Below are 19,008 nucleotides of genomic sequence, written 5' to 3' on the forward strand. Positions count from 1 at the left end.
TTTTACTCCTCTAAAATATAAAGATTTTCTTTTAAAGCTTTTTCAATTTCATCAAAACTGTAACCCATATTAAGACAACGATAAAGAAAACGCTTAACCAAAAAATCTAAAAAAGATTTTTTATCATTTTTACAAATTTCCAAATATTGAAAATCTAAAATTCTCTCATAAAATGAAAATCTATCACAAACAAATTCATAAAGCTGATGATTATTTCTTTTAAGATAAAAAATCAATTCTCCACAAAGTTTGATTTTTTCAGACTTTATAATTTCTAAAATTTTTTTATGATTTTTTTTAAAAATCTTACAATTTATTAAAAAATAATCACGCATCATTGTAATCTCCTTATTTATTTAGATAGTAGTTATACTCAAATACATCAATATCATCAATAGCATTATTTAGACTTATTTGACGGTCTGGAATACCAAAGATTTTATTCATGCCACGCTTTATTAGCTCATTTACGCAAAGCGCATAGTGAGGTGAATTGCTAATAGCAAGAGCCTTGAAATACTCCAAAAACTCATAATCTTTCATTCTATTTATCGGCTTGCGACATTCCCAGCGACCAAAAGGTTTTTTATCTTTTTCATCATAAGTTCGCAAATCTATCTTTTGCCTTTGAGGCTTTTTAGGCAGTTTTTTCTCATAGCGATGAATAATCTTGCCTTGAATGCTATACTCAAGCACGCCATTTTCATAGTTTATTAGCTCAGTAGTTTTCATATTGCTTAGTCTAAAATATTGCGAGCTATAATCCCACTCGCAAAACCAATCACTGTGGTCTTTAAGCAAGCAAAGGTTATAAAAATCTTTTTTGAAAAAGTTAATTTTTCTATATATCCACAGCGGAATTTGGTGCCTGCTAGTAGTAAAGCGGCGAACTTTATATTTTATATACCAAGCTTGCTGATGATTAAGCTCTTTATTTTCTAGGCAGTTAATAAAGCTTTTATTTATATATTTTAAAACATAGCCTGCTGGATTATTTATGCTCCATTGAAAGCCGTTAATCTCACCATTTTTTACTTGTTCTTTGCTTAGATAAGTGCTTTTTAGGTTTTGGGGAGCATTAAATATATCTTTGTAAGCTTGTAGCACTTTTTCGTGTATTTCCTTGGGATAAGAGATTAAGGCGTGAATGTGTGGCACTCCGTCTTTATGCGGTTCAAAAGCACGAATGTAAAAATATTTTGAACCTTTTAGATAAGCTAGAATTCTTTTAAAAAATGCGTGCCACTGATAATTTAATAAATCCACTAAATCTTTTATACCACAAGGCTCACAATTTAGCTTTTTTTCAAAGAACTCAGGGCTTAGTTTCTTTTCATCTTGGATTTTAAAGCGTGAGTAATCGCCATTTAAGGCACGGCGAAAGCAGCCATTTAGCGTAATTGTAAGAAATGCTATGCGGTGATTATGATTTAGCATAAAATCGCTTATAGTATTTGTTCTATTCCATACTTCAGCATAATACTTTTTAGAGTGATTAGCAGACATAGTAAAATCTAAAAATGTTCTTAGCTCACCAGTAACATCGCTAATATATTCTTGGCTTTCTAGCCATTTGGATTGTAAAGCAAGCTTATTTTTTGCTTCTTTTAAATCGTCATCACTTACACCATAAGTGCGTGAAAGAACGATATAGTCAAAAGCTGGCATTTTTTTATTAAATTGACAAGGCGCTGCTTTGTTCGCGGTTGGCGCGAAGCGCCCCCCGCTCACAGGCGCAGACGCAGCGCCAAAGTTCTCATCAAATAGACTTGGCTGCCCATCATCAACAAACTTAATTTTTCTCATCGGTTTTTTATCCTTTACAGCTCTTGTAATCAGAGCTTTTAAAAAATTTGTTTTTTACCTCAGATTTTTTTGACGCTTTGAAACACGCTTTTTAAGCGCATTTCAAAGCTAACAAAAAAATCGGCTAGTCGCAGACAGAAATTTTTTAATTTTTTCTAGGGAAAAAATTAAAAAATTTTGCGACTAGCTTAAAAAAGCCACCCAGCGGCGCAAAAACTATTTATCATCATCTTTACTTTTTTCTAAAACCTTAGCAATGCTGACTTCATCATCAACGATTTCAATCGTTATAGTTAAGATACTATTGCTTAAATCAGTAGTTTCAGTGCTAAATAGATACTTTAAAAGCCAAATATCTTTTAGCAGTGGTATACCAGTGCGACCTTTAGTTTCTATATCTTGATTTATTCCACTAAGAACAATGATTTCACCACGATTTAAGCGATAACTAGACTTTAATTGCTTTTTGCTAGTGCTAGGCGTTAGCTTGTCGCTATTTGCTAGCAAATTCTCAAAAGTCAAATCCAAATCTACATCAATATTACTACCAACCACAACAGGACGAAGTTTTAGCGTAAGTCCAACATCCTTATAATCATAAGTATTTTGACTTTGAGTAGAATATTGATTAAAGGTGCTAGTATTCTTTAAGAACGGTATAGTTTTAACAGAGCTAAAAAACACTTCGCTATTTGACTTAGCAACCACAAAAGGGCTAGATTTTATCTTTGTTATGGAGTTTTGGTCTAAGAAGTTTAGAACTCCATAAAAGTCCGCAGCCTGAGTAATAACATTGCTATTTTCAATATAAGGGACAGTTATCATATTAAAGAAAAAGCGAAAATCTTTACTATCAACGGCTTTTAAAAGCGAATTAACTTCTGTGCCACGCTTGCGTAAATCGCTTAAATCAGTTTCTAAAATAGTGATTTTAAAGCGAATTTGCTCTACAATCTTATTATCAAAGTTAGGCAAATAGCTTAAAATTTCGCTATATTGCTTTTCAGTAGCCTTGATGACAGCAGCATTATCTTGTGCTATATAAGTAGCGTTTTTGTCGTATTGATTAAGCATAGCATTTAATTCAGCAAAGCTATTGCCCTGCATTTTTATATAGTAGAGATTTTCAGGCTCTTCATAACTGGTAGAATTAAAATCACTATTAGCGTTTAAACTTTTGTCAATATCTACAAAATAAAAGTCATCAAGCTTTAAAAAACGCAAGCCTTGAAGCTCAACCATTTTCTTAAATAAAGACAAAGTAACATTAACTTGTTTTTGGTCAGTAAAAAAGTAATAATCATCAGGCTTTAAAGAGCCGCTAATAAGAATTTGAGTTTTATTTGTATTAGCAGCAATATTAGCAAATTCTAACAAATTACTTTTTATTTGAATTGCCGAAACTTCCAAGACCAAAATCAGGACTAGAGAAGTCATTATTAAAAGTTTTTTCATCGGTTTTTCCTTGTGTGTAAGTTATATTTAGAGGCTTAAAAACATCGTTCTTTAAAAGAACTTCATAGGTAACCCCACCTTTTAAGCCAGAACTTCGTTTTAAACTAAAAACTTGTTCAGTAGTCCCCATTAAATGAACTAAAATTTCATATCTAAATAAATCAATAGAACCAGAGAAAGAACATAAATTTTCATAGCAAGTAAAAGAATAATAAAATAAATCATCTACATTTTTTTCTTTTAACTTTTCAAGCTCTTTTTTAATTCTAAAATTCTCAGTATTTTTAATAGTGTAGTTTGAATCTTGTTTTATAGCTTTTTCATCTATTTTTTCTACTTCATCAGGGCTTAAAAATACGCTAATTAAGACTTTAAAAAGTATAAATACAATTAAGGCAAGTAGAATTCCAATCCACATAAACTTTTTTACAGCACTTTTACCAATTCCATTATTTCCAGAGTGATATAGATTAAAAATCTCTTGTTCAAAATCCACAAGAAATTTGCTGATGATATCTTTTTGATATAGCTTATAGCTTGAATATTGAATATATCTAAATTTCTTGCTAAAAAATCGCTTACTACTATCTACTGCTTTATAAAAATATTCTGCGATTGTTTTATACTCATTGCTAACTAGGCTCAAATCTTGTGTTATTAAATACAATTCTTGGTAAAGGTGGCGATGATAAGTAAGCCACCAGCGCAAAACTTCATTATCTTTGTCAAAAAAATTGTGTATTTCATCTATAACAAATAAAGCTTTATATAGTCCAAGCTCGCTAGCAAGTTCAATTAGTTCTTTATCGCCACTATCTTTATTGTTTTTATACTCAGTATAAAGCATTGTTAATTTATTTTCAAGGTCAACAAAATCTAACTTTTTTATTTTCTCGCATAACTCAAATTTGAACTCATTTATATTTGTATAAGCAACTAAATAATCATTATCTCTCTTTTCATCATCCTTTAAAATTTCATCTAGACTTTTATGTTTTTCATTGTTTTTATAAGCTTTCATAATTGCTGGCATAACGCTAAAAATGCTTTTATGCTTAGGACGCATAAAAGCATCATAAAGCACTTTTACGCCGTAATAGCTCTTACCACTGCCAGGGTTTCCTACAATGTAACGAATTGACATAACTACTGCGCACCAAATAGATGTAATTGCTTAGTAAATGTTATAAATCTCATTACAGCCTTATAATAAAGAACCGAAAGAACAAAAGAAATCAAGCTAATTAAAACTGGAGACCAAAGAGAATAAGTATCTTTTAAAACTTCCATAATACCCAAAGAATTTGCTAAATCATAAAATAAACTAAGAGAATCAGTGCCAGTGCCTGAACTAATCAAAAGTTCAAAACCATCTCTGATTCTTAAGTAAATATCTACTAAAGCTAAATAAGTGCTTACAAAAACACCTACAACGCTGACAAAGAAAAAAACTAAAGCACTCTTAACAAAAGGCAAGCTAGCAAAAGTAGCAAAAAATCTGCCACTAGCAATTTTACGGCTAAAAAAACTTCTTATAATAGGGAAAAGCCAAACAAAAAAACCAGTAATTACACCAAAAAAAGGCTTCCACAAAAGAGATATAACTCTAGCTATCCAAGCAACAAAAGCAGGCATTTAAACTCCTTAAATAGATACCAAAATTAAAACGAATAATCTAAACATCCCAAAAGCTATGAAAACATTTAAAGCCAAGTAAAAAATGGCATAAAAAAGATTTTTAAATTGAGAAATATATTGACATAAATCAATTTTAATGCTTTTATCTAAAAGGCTAAAATCAATAGCGCAGCTAGTGACATTTGATGATGAAAAAGGGTTTTTACTCAAAGCAGAAGCCTTTTCAGCAACATTATCTAAAGAACCTTTTAAATCATCAATATATGATGTAACATTATTAACAATGCTATTTAAAAGACCTAAATTATCATCAGACAAACTATCAAGCTCATCATTTAAGCCTGATAAAACACCACCAGTGTCAAAATCATTAGCATTGCCTAAAGCACCTAAATTAGGAGCTTTAAATTCAAAATCATCATTATTCTTTTTATCGCTCTCTGCTTGAGAATTATCTGCTTTACCGCTCTCTGCTTGAGAATTATCTGCTTTACCGCTCTCTGCTTGAGAATTATCTGCTTTATCTGTATCTTTAGGGCTTAAATCAATAATTACATCTTTGCCAGTATAAGGGTCTTTATAGCTAATTTCATTTTTTCTATTATCATTTTTACCAATTTCAACAGTCTTAGTTTCACCAGTAATAGTATCTGTAATAGTAATAATATTGCCACCAGTTTTATCTTTAGGTTTAATTTCTACTTGATTTCCAGTTTCAGGGTCTCTATAGCTTATAGAATTTTCTTTTTCATTTTTACCAATTTCAACAACTTTCTCTTCACCAGTAACAGGGTCTTTTATAGTTATAGTGCCTTTACTAACACCATCTTGCTGTCCACCACCTTGAGAGCCACCTTGCTCGCCACCTTGTTCGCCACCTTGAGAGCCACCTTGTTCGCCACCTTGTTCGCCACCTTGAGAGCCACCTTGCTCGCCACCTTGTTCGCCACCTTGCTCGCCACCTTGTTCGCCACCTTGAGAACCACCTTGAGAGCCACCTTGCTCGGATTCAGAATCGCTTGGGTCAACAAGGTCAATATTAGTAGAATTATCAACTGTGCAAAATTTAGTGGTATCACTAAAAGTAGTTTGAATATAACCACCATTAAAAACAGTATCAAAAAGCTGTTTAAAAACATTAATATTAGAAATAGTAGATATTGTAGAACCATCTTCGCAAGTAATAGAACAATCGGTTCCAGCACCTGTAACAAAAGTTTTAACACTAGCTCCAGCACCGTGACCACCCTCACGGCACATACAATCAAAACGCTCCATTTTATTTTCTAATTCAAAACATTTAAAATTAGAACAAATTCCAGCATTTTCATCAAAAGTAGCACCAAAAGAACAAAATTCACAGCGTTCTTTTTTATCATTATAAAAACCTTGCTCACCATTTTCAGGGTTGACACATTTTGGAACACATTTACCGTCTTTTAAAGAAAAATTGTTATTTTCATCTAAAGAACATACAGGAGAAGCTTTAAACGATGAACTATTATAATAAGGAGCAGTCCCAATAATTTCGCAATAAGTAGAACCTGAATCTTTACAAGGATTTGAACTAGGTGAACTCCAAGAAAAATAACAAGGTTTATATAAACAACCATTCCATTCAACATAATATGTTAATTCCGTTTTATTTGAATAACAACCATAATTACCACTAGTCCCAATACATATATCAGGCTGTGAACGAACAGAATAAACGGTATTATCAATTTTAATAAAACAACCCTTAGAAGAACAACCAAGATTGCTAAAAAGAACACCTTTTTTTTCAAATTCAATTGCAGATGCAATACTCTGATTAGCAGCCTTACGAGCTTGTTCTAAGGTATCACCATATAAAGAACTAAAACCAATAAACAAAAAAGCAAGAATTCTAAGAAAATATTTCATCGGTTTTTTATCCTTTACAGCTCTAGTGATTAGAGCTTTTTAAATTAAAAGCCACCCAAAAACTCAATACTATTTAATAAGCCTGTTAGTGAAAAGTGTAGTCACTAGCAGAAGTGGCAGAGCCGAAACTGTAAACCAAAAAAATATGCTAAAAAAATAATCAAAAGCAGGGTTATTCATTATTTCTAAAATCATTTATAAAGCCTTATAGTTTTTTTGATTATCCATACAGAAAATAAAGCAACTATCAAGATAGAAGCACAAAACATAAACGGAGCAATATCTAAATTAGAAAAAGAAAAATCGAAGTTATCATTAGAACGCATAGAGTCCAAAGGATTAGCAGAACTGAAAAAATAATTTAAATAATCGTTAGATTTGTCAGCTTCAAGTTTGAAAAATTCTAAAATTGGGTCATTAGGATTATTAGAAAGAACTTCATTATAACGATTTAAATTAGACAAAGGTGTTTCGTAAGCATCAATAAAATAGCTAGAAAGATAATCACCTAAACTCCTAGTATCACCAAAATTAGAATTATCTGACCACTCCCTAATAGCAGAAGTAATATCATCGCCATCATAATTAACAAAATCAACTAAGCCAGTTAAATCATAATTTTTTAAATCAGCATAACCTTGTATATCAGAAAAAGCATTATAAAAAGAATCTTTATCTAAATTATTATCTTTGTCAATATAATCCAAAATATTAGGAAACATCTTTTTATCAGCCATAACTAAGCCTTTATATTTGAAACTATAAGAAATGAAATAAACATAAAACAAAAGCCAACTAGAATTCCTGTAATAGACATAGAAAAAGCAAAGTCATTATCAGTCATACAAAGAAAATTAAGACCTTGATTTATACAAGTTTCAGAGTAAGAATTCATTTTTATTCTCGGTTAAAAACAGTTATCGCAAAAAATATACCTTTTACCGCAAAAAGAGCTACAATTAAAATTCCAAAGAAACTATTAGAAAATAAAATAAAATTGTTTACAGGTATATCCATTTTTAAAACCTTTAGCCCTTGCTGATAGGGTCTAATTAACAGCAAGGGCAGAGTTTGACACTCAAAAAGTTAATCTTAGCGAAGTAGAGAGATAACTTTTTTGATTGCCCACATAGCACCAAGCGCAACGATAACAACGCCAGCACCACTCATAAATGGAGCAACATCTAGGCTACCACTTATAGCACCATCTTGTCCTACTGTAACAGCAGCATTAGCAAGGCTAGCAGAGCCAAGCACAGCAGCACCAAGAGCCAAAAGTTTTGTTTTCGCAGTCTTAAACATGGAAAACTCCTTTCAAAAAAATAGTATTGGCAAGTAAGTCGAACGGCTTACTTAAAAGAGTGCTTTTTGGCGCTTTTAGGTGATGAAAAAAGAAAGAAAGCACTCTTTTAAATAAACGCAGGGGCAAAGCCCCCACTTGCTAGCTAGTCAAAAAGACTAGGCTCATCCTTATAGCTATTTTGAGAGCTAACAAAGTTTTTATATTCTTTGCTATTTTCTATCAAAGATGCTAAAAACCCATCAGGATAATCTAAATTATCCAAAAATTCCCAAATATGTTCAGGGAACATAAAAGAATAAGAAGCCCATCCCATAGTAACTACTTACTAGCCTTAGTTAATTTTGGCATTTCTACCACTACTTCAATAGAGCCATCTTGTTTTCTAGATGGCAAGCCACCACTAAAATAAATAGGCTCACCTTTAGCTAAAAGTGGTTTTAAAGTATTTACTATTTGACCTGCTTCTTGTGGAGTTTGGCAAAGAATTTTTAAGTTCAAAACTTCTTGTCTTGTGTTAGCAACACCAGTTTCAGGGTCAATATCGCTATCGATAATATTTGTAGTAGTAACACGAACAGAGTTACCATAATTAACACTTTGACCGTTAACAACCATTGAACCTGCTTTGGTAATACGGCAAATGCCACCTGTCACTTCGTAATTAAGTGAGAATTGTTTTTGAATTATAAGAGCCATCGGCTACTCCTTTAAAGAAAATATTTCATCGGTTTTTGTCATACGACGCCCAAATGTTACCGATGCGAGACATTTGAGCGAAGTAGCGAGTTTAGCGACATCTAGGGTCGGACTTAAAATAATTAAGCGTTTTTATGCTAGAATGAAAGCAAAAAAACATAAAATTACTTTAAGTGTTTCACTTAAATTATTTTAGAAGTTTAGCAAAAAACTAAAAAGAAGTCAAGATGAATATAAAAGAATTTTGTAATTTTTTGAATATTAGTGAGCCAACCATTTATAATTGGCGCGCAGATAAGCCAAATTTATACAAAATTGTGATGGAATACAAGAAAGAAAAAATAGATAATGCAGACAATTTAAGTGAAATACTAAAATATTTCAATAAATTAAGCGAAAAAGAAAAAGAATTTTACTTAGCAGATATAAAAGCAAGAATTCTAAGAAAGGAATTAGAATGAAATATATAATCTTAGCAATATTTTTTATACAAGCACAAGCAAATTTAATTTTAGAATACAAAGAAAAAAATGGAACAAAAGTTATAATAGAAAAAATAAACGATAATACAAATTATAAAAAAATGATAGTAGAAAATGAAAGATTAAAAAGTATAAATAACGAAATAATAAAGCAAAACAGAGAACTAAAAAAAGAAATAAATAAGCTAAAAATACTAAACAAAGAATTTGAGAAAAATTTAATACTAGGAAATAGAATAAAAGAATACAGAATCACGGATGATACCTACATTTATGAAAATGTAAGAGAAAAGCAAATGAGAGAGGGATCAGGCGCAATAGCAGAAATGTATAGAATAGGCGGATCAGCAATAGCAGCTTTAATTTTTGGAGTATTTTTAGCTAGATTTTTTAGAAAACAACCAAAACATGAATTAGCAGAATAATAGGGGCAAAGCCCCTAAATTTTAAGTAGATTTTAGAGTTTTGTGCTTATTTACTTCGTATAAAAGCTTTAATATCACAGCACTACCAAACACAAGGGCAACACTAGCAAAAGCCAAAACTATACTTTGAAAGTCCATAGATAAATTAAGCCTCTTTAGGCTCTTTTGTAGAAGCAAAAATTGCTAGATAGCCAAGAGCCAAAACACCAAAAATCAAAATAAAACTAGCAAAATACATTACAAGCCCCCTAATTCATCTTTCTTTTTATTCAGTCTATTTTGAACATAAATAATAAGGAAAAATACAAAAAATGTAGTGATACCAGCTAGATAAAATAAAAAATCGTTTTTATCATAGTGATTAACTACATAACCAATCAAAGCTACAAAACTAGCTATCAAAGCGACTAGATAAACTCTTAAATCTAGTATATCTTGTGTAATCTTTTCTTTTTTTGACATGGTAAAATTATAGCAAAAATATATAAAAAAATCAATAAAAAAGCAAACAAGAGTTCGAATCCCTCCCTGTCCGCCACTTATTTTTAAAAATCACTACTTTAAAAAATCACTAAATATTTTTTTTTAAAAGCCTTAGCATCTACGGCGTTTGTAATCTTGTCTTATGCGCCCTTATTTTAGCTGTTCTAAGAAGTTTTTGTAATTATGCTTAAAAAATATAAAAATCTGTAATAGATAGAGTAAACCCAGGGAATTCTAGAATTCTAGAATTCCCCAGAATTCCCCAGAATTTCTAGGCTTTTTTGATGATTATTTCATCGCCACTGGCTGTTATTATTATCTCATCGCCGCTAGCTATGTTCTCGCGCAGGATTTCATCTGCGATTTTATCCTCTACTAGCTCGTATAAGGCTCTGCGCAGTGGCCTAGCACCATATACTGGATCAAAGCCAGCATCGCTAATTAGCTTTATAGCACTCTCATCAAGGCTAGCTTTTATTCCACGATTAGCAAGAGCAAGCTCTAAGTCTTTAAACATAATGCTAACAATGCCTTTTAGCTCATTTAGGCCTAGTGGATTAAAGATGATTATATCATCTAAGCGGTTTATAAACTCAGGCTTGAAGTAGTTTTTTAGCTCGGCTTTTACAGCAGCTTCCCTTTCATTTTCTTTGCCTTCGCCACTTAGCTCGCTAATAGCTGCGCTAGCAATGTTTGAGGTTAGAATTATAATGGTGTTTTTAAAATCCACCACCACGCCTTTATTATCAGTTGCCCTACCATCATCTAGAATTCCTAATAGGATATTAAACACATCAGGATGAGCCTTTTCTACTTCATCAAAAAGTAGCACAGAGTATGGTCTGCGCCTAACCGCCTCACTTAGCTGTCCGCCCTCATCATAGCCCACATAGCCCGGAGGCGCACCTAGCAGGCGAGAGGCGCTGTGCTTTTCCATATATTCACTCATATCAAAGCGTATTAGCGCCTTTTCATCATCAAACAAAAACTTCGCCAAAGCCTTTGCGCTTTGCGTTTTTCCCACACCGGTTGGACCAAGAAACAAAAATGAGCCAATAGGTCTAGTGCTTGGACTAAGACCTGCTTTATTTCGTTTAATTGCCCTTGCTAAGGCAGCTAGGGCTTTATCTTGTCCTACCACACTTTCTTTTAGGTGCTCTTCTACGCCAAGGAATTTTTCTTTTTCACTTTTTAGCATGCGAGAGACTGAAATTCCAGTCCATTTACTAAGAATAGAAGCCACCAAGTCTTCATCAACCTCGTTTTTTAGCAGCACGCCTGCTTTTTTCATATTTTCCCATTTTTCCTCTAACTCTTTGATTTTTTTGGCAGCTTCTGGGATTTTTGAGTATTCTATTTCGGCGGCTTTTTCGTATTTATTCTCACGCTTGGCTTGCTCGCTTTCGTTTTTTAGCAAATCAATTTGCTTTTTTTGCTCGGCAATCTGGCTAAATACAGCTTTTTCGTTTTCAAACTGCGCATTTAAGGCGTTTTTACGCTCATTTAGATTTGCTAGTTCTTTTTCTATTTCATTTAGACGAGGGGCATTTTGCTCGTTATTTTCCATTTTTAGAGCTTCTCTTTCTACTTCAAGCGTTTCTATTTCACGCTTAGCCTTTGCTAGTGCGCTTGGTTCGCTTTCTATTTGCATTTTTAGCTCGGCTGCTGCCTCGTCTATTAGATCTATTGCTTTATCAGGCAAAAAGCGTCCGCTAATGTAGCGGTGGCTAAGTTTTGCAGCAGCGACTAAGGCAGCGTCATTTATGCGGATATTGTGATGGACCTCTAAGCGGTCTTTTATGCCGCGAAGTATTTGTAGGGCTTCATTTACGCTTGGCTCAGCCACAGATACAGGCTGAAAGCGGCGTTGCAAGGCAGCGTCTTTTTCAAAGTATTTTCTATACTCTTTTAGCGTGGTGGCTCCCACGGTGTGTAGCTCACCACGAGATAGAGCTGGTTTTAGGATGTTTGCCGCATCCATACTGCCCTCAGATGCACCGGCTCCCACGATAGTGTGAATCTCATCTATAAAAAGTATGATATTTCCAGCCTTTTTTACTTCGTCAATCACAGCCTTTAAGCGGTCTTCAAACTCGCCTCTATACTTTGCGCCAGCTATTAAAGCACTCATATCAAGGGCGATTACACGCTTGTTTGCTAGGCTAGTTGGCACCTCACGCTTTACTATCATTTGCGCTAAGCCCTCTACAATCGCCGTTTTTCCCACGCCTGGTTCGCCTAGTAATATAGGATTATTTTTTGTCTTGCGGATCAAAATCTGCATCATGCGAGTAATCTCATCATCTCTGCCAATAACCGGATCAAGCTCGCCAGCAAGGGCTTTTGCGTTTAGATCCACGCCAAATTTTTTAAGCGCATCAAGGTTTTCATCACTGCTTTCATTTGTGATTTTTGCGCCACCCCTTATGGCTTCTAGCTCTTTATTTAGCTCGCTAATATCAATGTATTTGGCTAAAATCTGCTTTACTTTGCTCTCAGCTAAGCTATTTGCGATAAGCCAAGTGTCAAGTGCTATGAAACTATCGCCCATTTCAAGCATTTTTGCTCTAGCAAGCTCCAAGCTATTTAGTAGCTCAGAGCCTATTTTTATGTTTTCTTTGCTTACATTTGAGCTAGTTGGCAAAGAGCCTACGCTTGATTTTAGATCAAGCATTAGTGCGCTTTGGTTTATATCTCTTTTGTTAAATACTTGATTTAGCACTGAGCTACTATCACTGATAATAGCCCAAAGAAAATGTAGGCTAGAAATTTCAGGATTTTTAGAGCTGATTGCTAAGCTAGCTGAGCTTTCTAAGGTGCTTCTAGCTTGATTTGTAAGGATTTCTAGTATGTTTGCCATTTGTTACCCCTTTAAAAAAAATTGCACTTGGCATTATATAACATTGAGTATAGTCTTGTCAAGGTTTTTTAGAAAATTTATCACTCTTTATGCTAGAGTGCTAAAATTTAAGGAAATTTGCCTAGGAATTCTAGAATTCTTAGATATAAATTCATAAGGAATTCTAGAATTCCTAGGCAAATTTTAATATAAATCTTAGAAAAATTGCGCTAAAATCGTAGCTTTTAAACTTACTTTTAGGACAAAAAAATGAAATCATTTTTCACTGCCTTTGGCTTTTTTACAGTCTTTGGCGTTGGTCTAGTCTCGCATTTAGGTGCTGCGAGTGCTGGGGACTCACGCTTAGAGCAGCTTTCTAAGATCACTAAAACTATGGCTGTGGTTGAGAAATACTATGTTGATGATCTAAACTTCACAGATATTTCAAACAAAACTATTTCAGGGCTTCTTAGCAATCTTGATGCGCACTCAAGCTACCTTGATGAAAGAGCCTTTAAAGATATGCAAATCGCTACTAGTGGCGAGTTTGGCGGACTTGGCATTACCATAGGTATGAAAGACGGCGCAGTATCTGTAATAGCACCGATTGACGATACCCCAGCTGCTAAAGCTGGCATAAAAGCAGGTGATGTGATACTGCGTATTGATGGGCAAAGCACCATTGGCATGAGCATAGACGATGCTGTAAACAAAATGCGTGGCAAGCCAAAAACCGGCGTGGATATCACCATAGTTCGCAAAGGCGAGAAAAAGCCTTTGGAATTTCATATCATCCGTGATACAATCAAAGTCCAAAGCGTAAGCGCAAAGCTAGTTCCTAGCGAAAATATTTTGTATCTGCGTGTAAGCACCTTTGATGCAAATGTGGAGAAAAAAGCTAGGGAATTCATAGAAAAAAATAAAAGTGTTCGTGGCATAGTGCTTGATCTGCGCAATAACCCAGGCGGGCTTTTAAATCAAGCTGTGGGGCTAACAAATCTTTTTGTAAGCGATGGCGTGATAGTAAGTCAAAAAGGCAGAGATGAGAGCAATAACGAAGCCCACAAGGCTGATCCTAAGAAAAAAGTAACTGACCTGCCACTTGCAGTTTTGATAAACGAGGGCTCAGCTAGTGCTAGTGAGATAGTAAGCGGGGCTTTACAAGACTTTAAAAGAGCGGTGGTAATAGGGCAAAAAAGCTTTGGCAAAGGTAGCGTACAAGTTGTAATGCCAGTAGATGATAAAGAAGCTATCCGCCTAACCGTGGCTAGATACTACCTGCCAAGCGGCCGGACTATACAAGCAGTAGGCGTAGAACCTGATGTAGTAGTATATGCTGGCAAGGTGCCAAATGAAGAAAATAATCTTACTTTAAAAGAAAGTGATCTAAAAGCGCATTTACAAAGTGAACTAGAAAAGGTTGAGGGCAAAAAAGAGAGTAAAAATGATGATAAAAACATCATCACAGCTGCGCAAATCTACGAGGATATCCAGCTAAAAACTGCAATTGATAGCGTAAAAATCATTGAAAAAATCAGTCAAAAAGGAGAGCAAAAATGACAAAAAAAGAGATGATTTACGAGGGTAAAGGCAAGAAAATGTGGAGCGTCGCTGAAAATAGCGATTTGCTTATTGCTGAGTTTAAAGATGATTTAACAGCCTTTGATGCGACAAAAAAGGGCAATGAAAGCGGCAAGGGCGCGCTAAATAATAAAATCTCTACTGAGCTTTTTGGCTTATTAGAGCAAAACGGCATAGAAACAGCACTAGTTGAGACTATAAGTGATACAGAACAAGTGGTAAAAAAATGCTCTATCGTGCCACTTGAAGTAATCGTGCGAAATATCGCCACAGGGAGCCTTACAAAACGCCTTGGCATAACTGAGGGTAAAGAGCTGCCTTTTGCTTTGGTTGAGTTTTGTTACAAAGATGATGCGCTGCATGATCCTATCATAAATGATGAGCATGCTATTATTTTAGGTGCTGGCGAGCAAAAAGATCTAGACTATATCAAAGAACAAGCTAGAAAAATCAATGCTATTTTAAAGCCGTTTTTTGCTAGCAAGGGGCTAAAACTAGTGGATTTTAAAATAGAGTTTGGGCGTGATAAAGACGGCAAAATCATACTAGCTGATGAGATCAGTCCTGATAGCTGTCGCTTCTGGGATGCTAAAACAGGCGCAAAGATGGATAAGGATATTTTCCGTCAAGATATAGGTGGGGGGTCTGTGAAAGTGGCTTATGAAGAGGTGCTTAAACGCATTCTTAATTAAACTTTTTTAGCAAATTGTTATTAGTGACGGATTTTGCTCATTTTAAGCTAGGCACTTTGCTTGGGTGTTCTTAATGTTCTATCTACGCAAAGCACCTAGCTTAAAACAAGCAAACTACACCTATTCTAAAATTTGCTTTTGGGAATTCTAGAATTCTCAAAATCTAGGGAATTCTAGAATTCTAGACTTTAAAATTTGTCGCAAAAATAGGCTCTAAGATTGCGAGGCGAGTTTTGTCTAGCGAGCCGCAGCGCTAGCCGTGGAGCGTCGTAGCGGAGCGTTCGCAGAAGTTCTGTGACAGCTTTTCAAGCCTTGGCACAGGAAAGCAAGCAGAAGCTTCTGCGTAAGACGCTGGGCTGCGCAAGGCTCGCTAGGCAAAAATCGTACGCAAGCTGAGCCTATAAAATTTATAAAAAGGATAAAAATGCAAGTAAAAATAAATGTATTCTTAAAAGAAGGTGTGCTTGACCCTGCTGGCAAGGCTACAAGGCACGCTCTTAGCTCTCTTGGCTTTGCTGGTGTTAAAGAAGTTCGCATCGGCAAGCAAATTGTAATAAATTTTGATGGCGATGTAAGCGATGAAAAAATCAAAGAAATGTGCGATGAACTGCTAGCAAATCCTGTAATAGAAGACTACGAGATACTAAAATGAAAGTAGCAATTATAACCTTTCCTGGCACAAACTGTGAGCGAGATACGGCTTATGCTTTTGATTTGCTTGGGGCAAAAACTAAAATTTACTGGCATACAGAAACTGATATAAAAGCTGATCTTATCGTGCTTCCTGGTGGATTTAGCCATGGAGATTACCTGCGAACTGGCGCTATTGCGAAGTTTAGCCCTGCTATGAGTGCTGTTGTAAAACACGCTAAAAATGGTGGTCTAACGCTTGGCATTTGTAATGGTTTTCAAATGCTTTTGGAGCTTGGACTTTTGCCTGGAGCAATGCTTAGGAATTCCAGCATGAGTTTTATTAGCAAAATTACAAATATCAAAGTAATTTCAAATAATAATATCTTCCTTAGCCAAACAAAAAATAATGAGATTTTAAGAATTCCAGTAGCGCACGGTGAGGGGAATTATTTTGCTGATAAAAACACGCTAAAAGCTCTAAATGATAATGAGCAAATCATCTTAAAATACTGCGATGAAAAAGGCGTGCCAACTGATCTAAACGGCTCACAGCAAAATATCGCTGGAATTTGCGATAAAAATAAGCGCATTTTTGGGCTTATGCCTCACCCTGAAAGAGCCTGCGAGAGTATGCTTGGCTCAAATGATGGGCTAAAAATGCTAAAAGGTTTTCTTTGCTAAGTAGAGTTTTTGCCTTATTTTTTGCGCTTTTGCTAGGCGTGCTTGGCGCAAATGAGGCTAGTGTTTTTAACAAAAATCCGCTACAAATCACAGCACCACAAAAACCTAGCCAAGAAGAAACTAAACCTCGCCCTAAAAATAATGCGCAAAACTTTAACAATGTAGTACTAAGCCCAAATGAGCTAAGAAATATAGCCGGTAGCGACGAACCAGATGTTAGCGGGGCAGAATTATATGAAAAAAAAGAACCTATAAAAATAGAACTTGAAGCAAAACTTCTAAACAAAGAAGTTTATATCTACGAGCCTTTTGGCATAGAACTCACGCTAAAAGGAGATAGTCTTGCGCAGTTTCGCCCTGAGCTTAGCTTAAAGCTAAAAAACGCCAAAAATCTAAACCCAAAAGTGCGCTTTGTAGATATCGCAAAAAATGAAAGCAAGGCTACTTTGTGGTTCATTGCTCATAGTGATGATGCTAATATAGATGATATCGCTGTGGTTTTAAAGCGTGGCGGAGAGTTTGTATTAAGGCAAAGCGCAGAGAGTCAAACTCCGCTCATAAAGCCACTAGCACAAAAAGATGATTTTTGTAATGTCGTGGCTAGTTCTTTGGTGCTAAAAAGCTTTAAGGCTAGCAAATTTGATGAGTTTAACAACCTAATTACGCTAGAACTAGAAGCTACAAACGCTACTTTAAGCGAGTTTAAAGTCCCGCTTAATGGTGCAAGGGGTGGAGTAGATAATATAAAAGGCGGAGAGACAAAAACAACCGCTACTTACTCGCTCATCGCTCCAAGCGAGGCAAAGAAAATCACATTTAGCTACTTTAATAGCACAAAAAACACCTTTGAGACCATAGAAGCACTAGTAAAGCCAGCTAGTAATGACCTTAGCACGCAGACTAGCCTAAATCCAGTAACTAGCGAGTTTGCTGCTTATAAATCAATTGCTGTTTATGCGCTAATTATTCTTTGTTTGCTTAGCTTTATGCTATGGCGGTCGTATTATGGGCTAGTTTTAGCAGTGATTTTTGGGGCTTATGCGTTTTATGATGCTAGGCCTTTTGCTGGGGCTAATATAAAAGCAGGTTCAGCTGTAACCATACTGCCAGTGAATGGTTCTAGCGTGTTTTACAAGCCTAGTAGCGATGAGAAAGTTCAGGTCTTGCTAAGCCAAGAAAAATATACCAAAATACTACTTGATAATGGCAAGATCGGCTGGGTAAGAAACGAAAATATAAAGTAAAACTATGGAATTTTTGCGCAAAATTAAAGGTATTTTTATAGCTTTTTTGCTTTTTGGTATCACTGCTTTTATCGTGCTTATTATGCGGATTTTTCCTAGCAAGCAAAGGTCGCTTAGACGCGTGATAGCAAAGGTCGTGCGCACTATCGTAGGATATAAAGTAGAGTTTGAGGGCGAGTTTGATGGCAGTAGCGAACTTTTTGTGCTAAATCACCAAAGCCTGCTTGATATACTGATATTTGATGAGTTTCATCCAGGTGATATAAAATGGGTAGCAAAGCAAGAACTTGGCAAGGTGCCGCTTTTGGGTGCTGGCTTTCGCTCTGGGGCTTGTATACTAATAGACCGCTCAAACCCAAGAGAAATCGTCCATATCATCAAGCAAACTAGCGAATTTACCAAAGCTGGTGGGGCTGTGGCGATATTTCCAGAGGGAACTAGAGGTAGTGGCAAAAAGCTTTTGAAGTTTCAAAGTGGCGCGCAAATCATCGCAAATAAACTAGGACTAAAAGTCCAGCCAGTGCTTATAATAGGCTCAAAAGAGATAATTGATTCAAAGAAACTTTCTTTTAATAAAGGCGTGGTTAAAGTGGTGTTTTTGCCTAGTTTTGTAGCTAGTGAGGGTAGCGAGTGGCTAGCTAAAATAAGAGAAAATATGCAAAAAATCCTAGATGAAAAATTAGCGCAAAATTCTTAATTTGGCTTGGGAATTTTAGAATTCTTGGTTTAAAAATTCTAGAATTTTCGTCATTGCGAGTGAAGCGAAGCAATCTCTAGAAATTCTAAATTCATCCTTAGGGAATTCTAGATTTATTCTTAGGAATTCTAGATTTTTGCTCCGCTTTAGTGGGGCAAGCCCCACTGCTCGCAAATGTTATAAGGGATACGCCCTAAACCCTTAGGAGCTGCCGCTCCTAAAACCCCACTAAAATCTAGAATTCTCTTGCTTTATCTGCGTTTTTGGGGAATTCTAGATTTTCTGGGGGTTAGGGGGTGTCTTTTTTTGGAATTCTAGAATTCCATAACCAAACAAGGCTTAGGAATTCTAGAATTCCTAGCGTTTTGGGACTATGGGGTATTTTTTACCTTAGGAATTCTAGAATTCTTGATTTAGAAATTCTAGGAATTCTAGATTTATTCTAGAA

At 35.1% G+C, this 19,008-nt stretch carries 20 protein-coding genes; 8 read left to right on the forward strand and 12 right to left on the reverse strand.

From position 1 onward, the window contains the following. Positions 1-2 precede the first annotated feature (2 nt). From PTQ34_RS00630 to PTQ34_RS00680, 11 genes are all read right to left on the reverse strand, one after another. A complete protein-coding gene (locus PTQ34_RS00630; protein ID WP_273931539.1) occupies positions 3-338 on the reverse strand; it encodes a hypothetical protein in 336 nt (111 codons plus the stop codon). A 10-nt stretch (positions 339-348) separates the two neighbouring features. After that, complete coding sequence (locus PTQ34_RS00635; protein WP_273931540.1) at positions 349-1,806, reverse strand: replication endonuclease; 1,458 nt, start codon at positions 1,804-1,806, stop codon at positions 349-351. A gap of 216 nt (positions 1,807-2,022) precedes the next feature. Continuing rightward, complete coding sequence (locus PTQ34_RS00640; RefSeq protein WP_273931541.1) at positions 2,023-3,261, reverse strand: type II secretion system protein GspD; 1,239 nt, start codon at positions 3,259-3,261, stop codon at positions 2,023-2,025. Continuing rightward, the gene (locus tag PTQ34_RS00645; protein ID WP_273931542.1) at positions 3,185-4,405 is read right to left on the reverse strand and encodes a zonular occludens toxin domain-containing protein; all 1,221 of its coding nucleotides are present in this window, start codon (positions 4,403-4,405) and stop codon (positions 3,185-3,187) included. The genes PTQ34_RS00640 and PTQ34_RS00645 overlap by 77 nt, the downstream gene beginning before the upstream one ends. Positions 4,406-4,407: 2 nt before the next feature. Further along, the gene (locus PTQ34_RS00650) at positions 4,408-4,896 is read right to left on the reverse strand and encodes a hypothetical protein (protein WP_273931543.1); all 489 of its coding nucleotides are present in this window, start codon (positions 4,894-4,896) and stop codon (positions 4,408-4,410) included. A 9-nt stretch (positions 4,897-4,905) separates the two neighbouring features. Beyond that, complete coding sequence (locus tag PTQ34_RS00655; protein ID WP_273931544.1) at positions 4,906-6,804, reverse strand: hypothetical protein; 1,899 nt, start codon at positions 6,802-6,804, stop codon at positions 4,906-4,908. 191 nt (positions 6,805-6,995) lie between these two features. Beyond that, positions 6,996-7,541, reverse strand: a complete 546-nt coding sequence (locus tag PTQ34_RS00660) for a hypothetical protein (protein ID WP_273931545.1) — start codon at positions 7,539-7,541, stop codon at positions 6,996-6,998. 2 nt (positions 7,542-7,543) lie between these two features. Then, positions 7,544-7,699 carry a hypothetical protein gene (locus PTQ34_RS00665; RefSeq protein ID WP_273931546.1) on the reverse strand — a complete coding sequence of 52 codons (156 nt, stop codon included), beginning with the start codon at positions 7,697-7,699 and terminating at the stop codon, positions 7,544-7,546. 197 nt (positions 7,700-7,896) lie between these two features. Beyond that, a complete protein-coding gene (locus tag PTQ34_RS00670; RefSeq protein WP_273930523.1) occupies positions 7,897-8,106 on the reverse strand; it encodes a hypothetical protein in 210 nt (69 codons plus the stop codon). Positions 8,107-8,249: 143 nt separating this feature from the next. After that, positions 8,250-8,420, reverse strand: a complete 171-nt coding sequence (locus PTQ34_RS00675) for a hypothetical protein (protein WP_273931547.1) — start codon at positions 8,418-8,420, stop codon at positions 8,250-8,252. A gap of 5 nt (positions 8,421-8,425) precedes the next feature. Then, entirely contained in the window at positions 8,426-8,722 is a 297-nt protein-coding gene (locus PTQ34_RS00680) for a hypothetical protein (protein WP_273931548.1), read from the reverse strand. A 308-nt stretch (positions 8,723-9,030) separates the two neighbouring features. Here PTQ34_RS00680 and PTQ34_RS00685 point away from each other — a divergent pair, with 308 nt between their 5' ends. Together PTQ34_RS00685 and PTQ34_RS00690 are read left to right on the forward strand one after the other, a co-directional pair. Next, entirely contained in the window at positions 9,031-9,264 is a 234-nt protein-coding gene (locus PTQ34_RS00685) for a hypothetical protein (RefSeq protein WP_273931549.1), read from the forward strand. Beyond that, a complete protein-coding gene (locus PTQ34_RS00690) occupies positions 9,261-9,710 on the forward strand; it encodes a hypothetical protein (RefSeq protein ID WP_273931550.1) in 450 nt (149 codons plus the stop codon). Before PTQ34_RS00685 ends, PTQ34_RS00690 begins: the two co-directional genes overlap by 4 nt. Positions 9,711-10,464: 754 nt before the next feature. Here the strand turns inward: PTQ34_RS00690 and PTQ34_RS00695 are convergent. Next, the gene (locus PTQ34_RS00695) at positions 10,465-13,053 is read right to left on the reverse strand and encodes an ATP-dependent Clp protease ATP-binding subunit (protein ID WP_273931551.1); all 2,589 of its coding nucleotides are present in this window, start codon (positions 13,051-13,053) and stop codon (positions 10,465-10,467) included. 249 nt (positions 13,054-13,302) lie between these two features. Here PTQ34_RS00695 and PTQ34_RS00700 point away from each other — a divergent pair, with 249 nt between their 5' ends. The 6 genes from PTQ34_RS00700 to PTQ34_RS00725 all read left to right on the forward strand — a co-directional run bounded on the left by PTQ34_RS00700 (position 13,303) and on the right by PTQ34_RS00725 (position 18,560). Further along, the gene (locus PTQ34_RS00700) at positions 13,303-14,592 is read left to right on the forward strand and encodes a S41 family peptidase (protein WP_273930528.1); all 1,290 of its coding nucleotides are present in this window, start codon (positions 13,303-13,305) and stop codon (positions 14,590-14,592) included. Next, positions 14,589-15,305 (forward strand): phosphoribosylaminoimidazolesuccinocarboxamide synthase, encoded by a 717-nt coding sequence (gene purC / locus PTQ34_RS00705; RefSeq protein WP_273931552.1) that lies wholly within the window; start codon positions 14,589-14,591, stop codon positions 15,303-15,305. Before PTQ34_RS00700 ends, purC begins: the two co-directional genes overlap by 4 nt. 424 nt (positions 15,306-15,729) lie before the next feature. Then, positions 15,730-15,957 (forward strand): phosphoribosylformylglycinamidine synthase subunit PurS, encoded by a 228-nt coding sequence (gene purS / locus PTQ34_RS00710; RefSeq protein ID WP_273930530.1) that lies wholly within the window; start codon positions 15,730-15,732, stop codon positions 15,955-15,957. Beyond that, positions 15,954-16,619, forward strand: coding sequence for a phosphoribosylformylglycinamidine synthase subunit PurQ (gene purQ, locus PTQ34_RS00715; RefSeq protein WP_273931553.1), 666 nt, complete (start codon positions 15,954-15,956; stop codon positions 16,617-16,619). The genes purS and purQ overlap by 4 nt, the downstream gene beginning before the upstream one ends. Continuing rightward, positions 16,613-17,863, forward strand: a complete 1,251-nt coding sequence (locus PTQ34_RS00720) for an SH3 domain-containing protein (RefSeq protein WP_273931554.1) — start codon at positions 16,613-16,615, stop codon at positions 17,861-17,863. The genes purQ and PTQ34_RS00720 overlap by 7 nt, the downstream gene beginning before the upstream one ends. Before the next feature lie 4 nt (positions 17,864-17,867). Next, positions 17,868-18,560 (forward strand): lysophospholipid acyltransferase family protein, encoded by a 693-nt coding sequence (locus PTQ34_RS00725; protein ID WP_273931555.1) that lies wholly within the window; start codon positions 17,868-17,870, stop codon positions 18,558-18,560. Positions 18,561-19,008: the final 448 nt, after the last annotated feature.

This window comes from Campylobacter magnus (assembly GCF_028649595.1).
In the GTDB taxonomy this organism is placed as follows: Bacteria; Campylobacterota; Campylobacteria; order Campylobacterales; family Campylobacteraceae; genus Campylobacter; species Campylobacter magnus.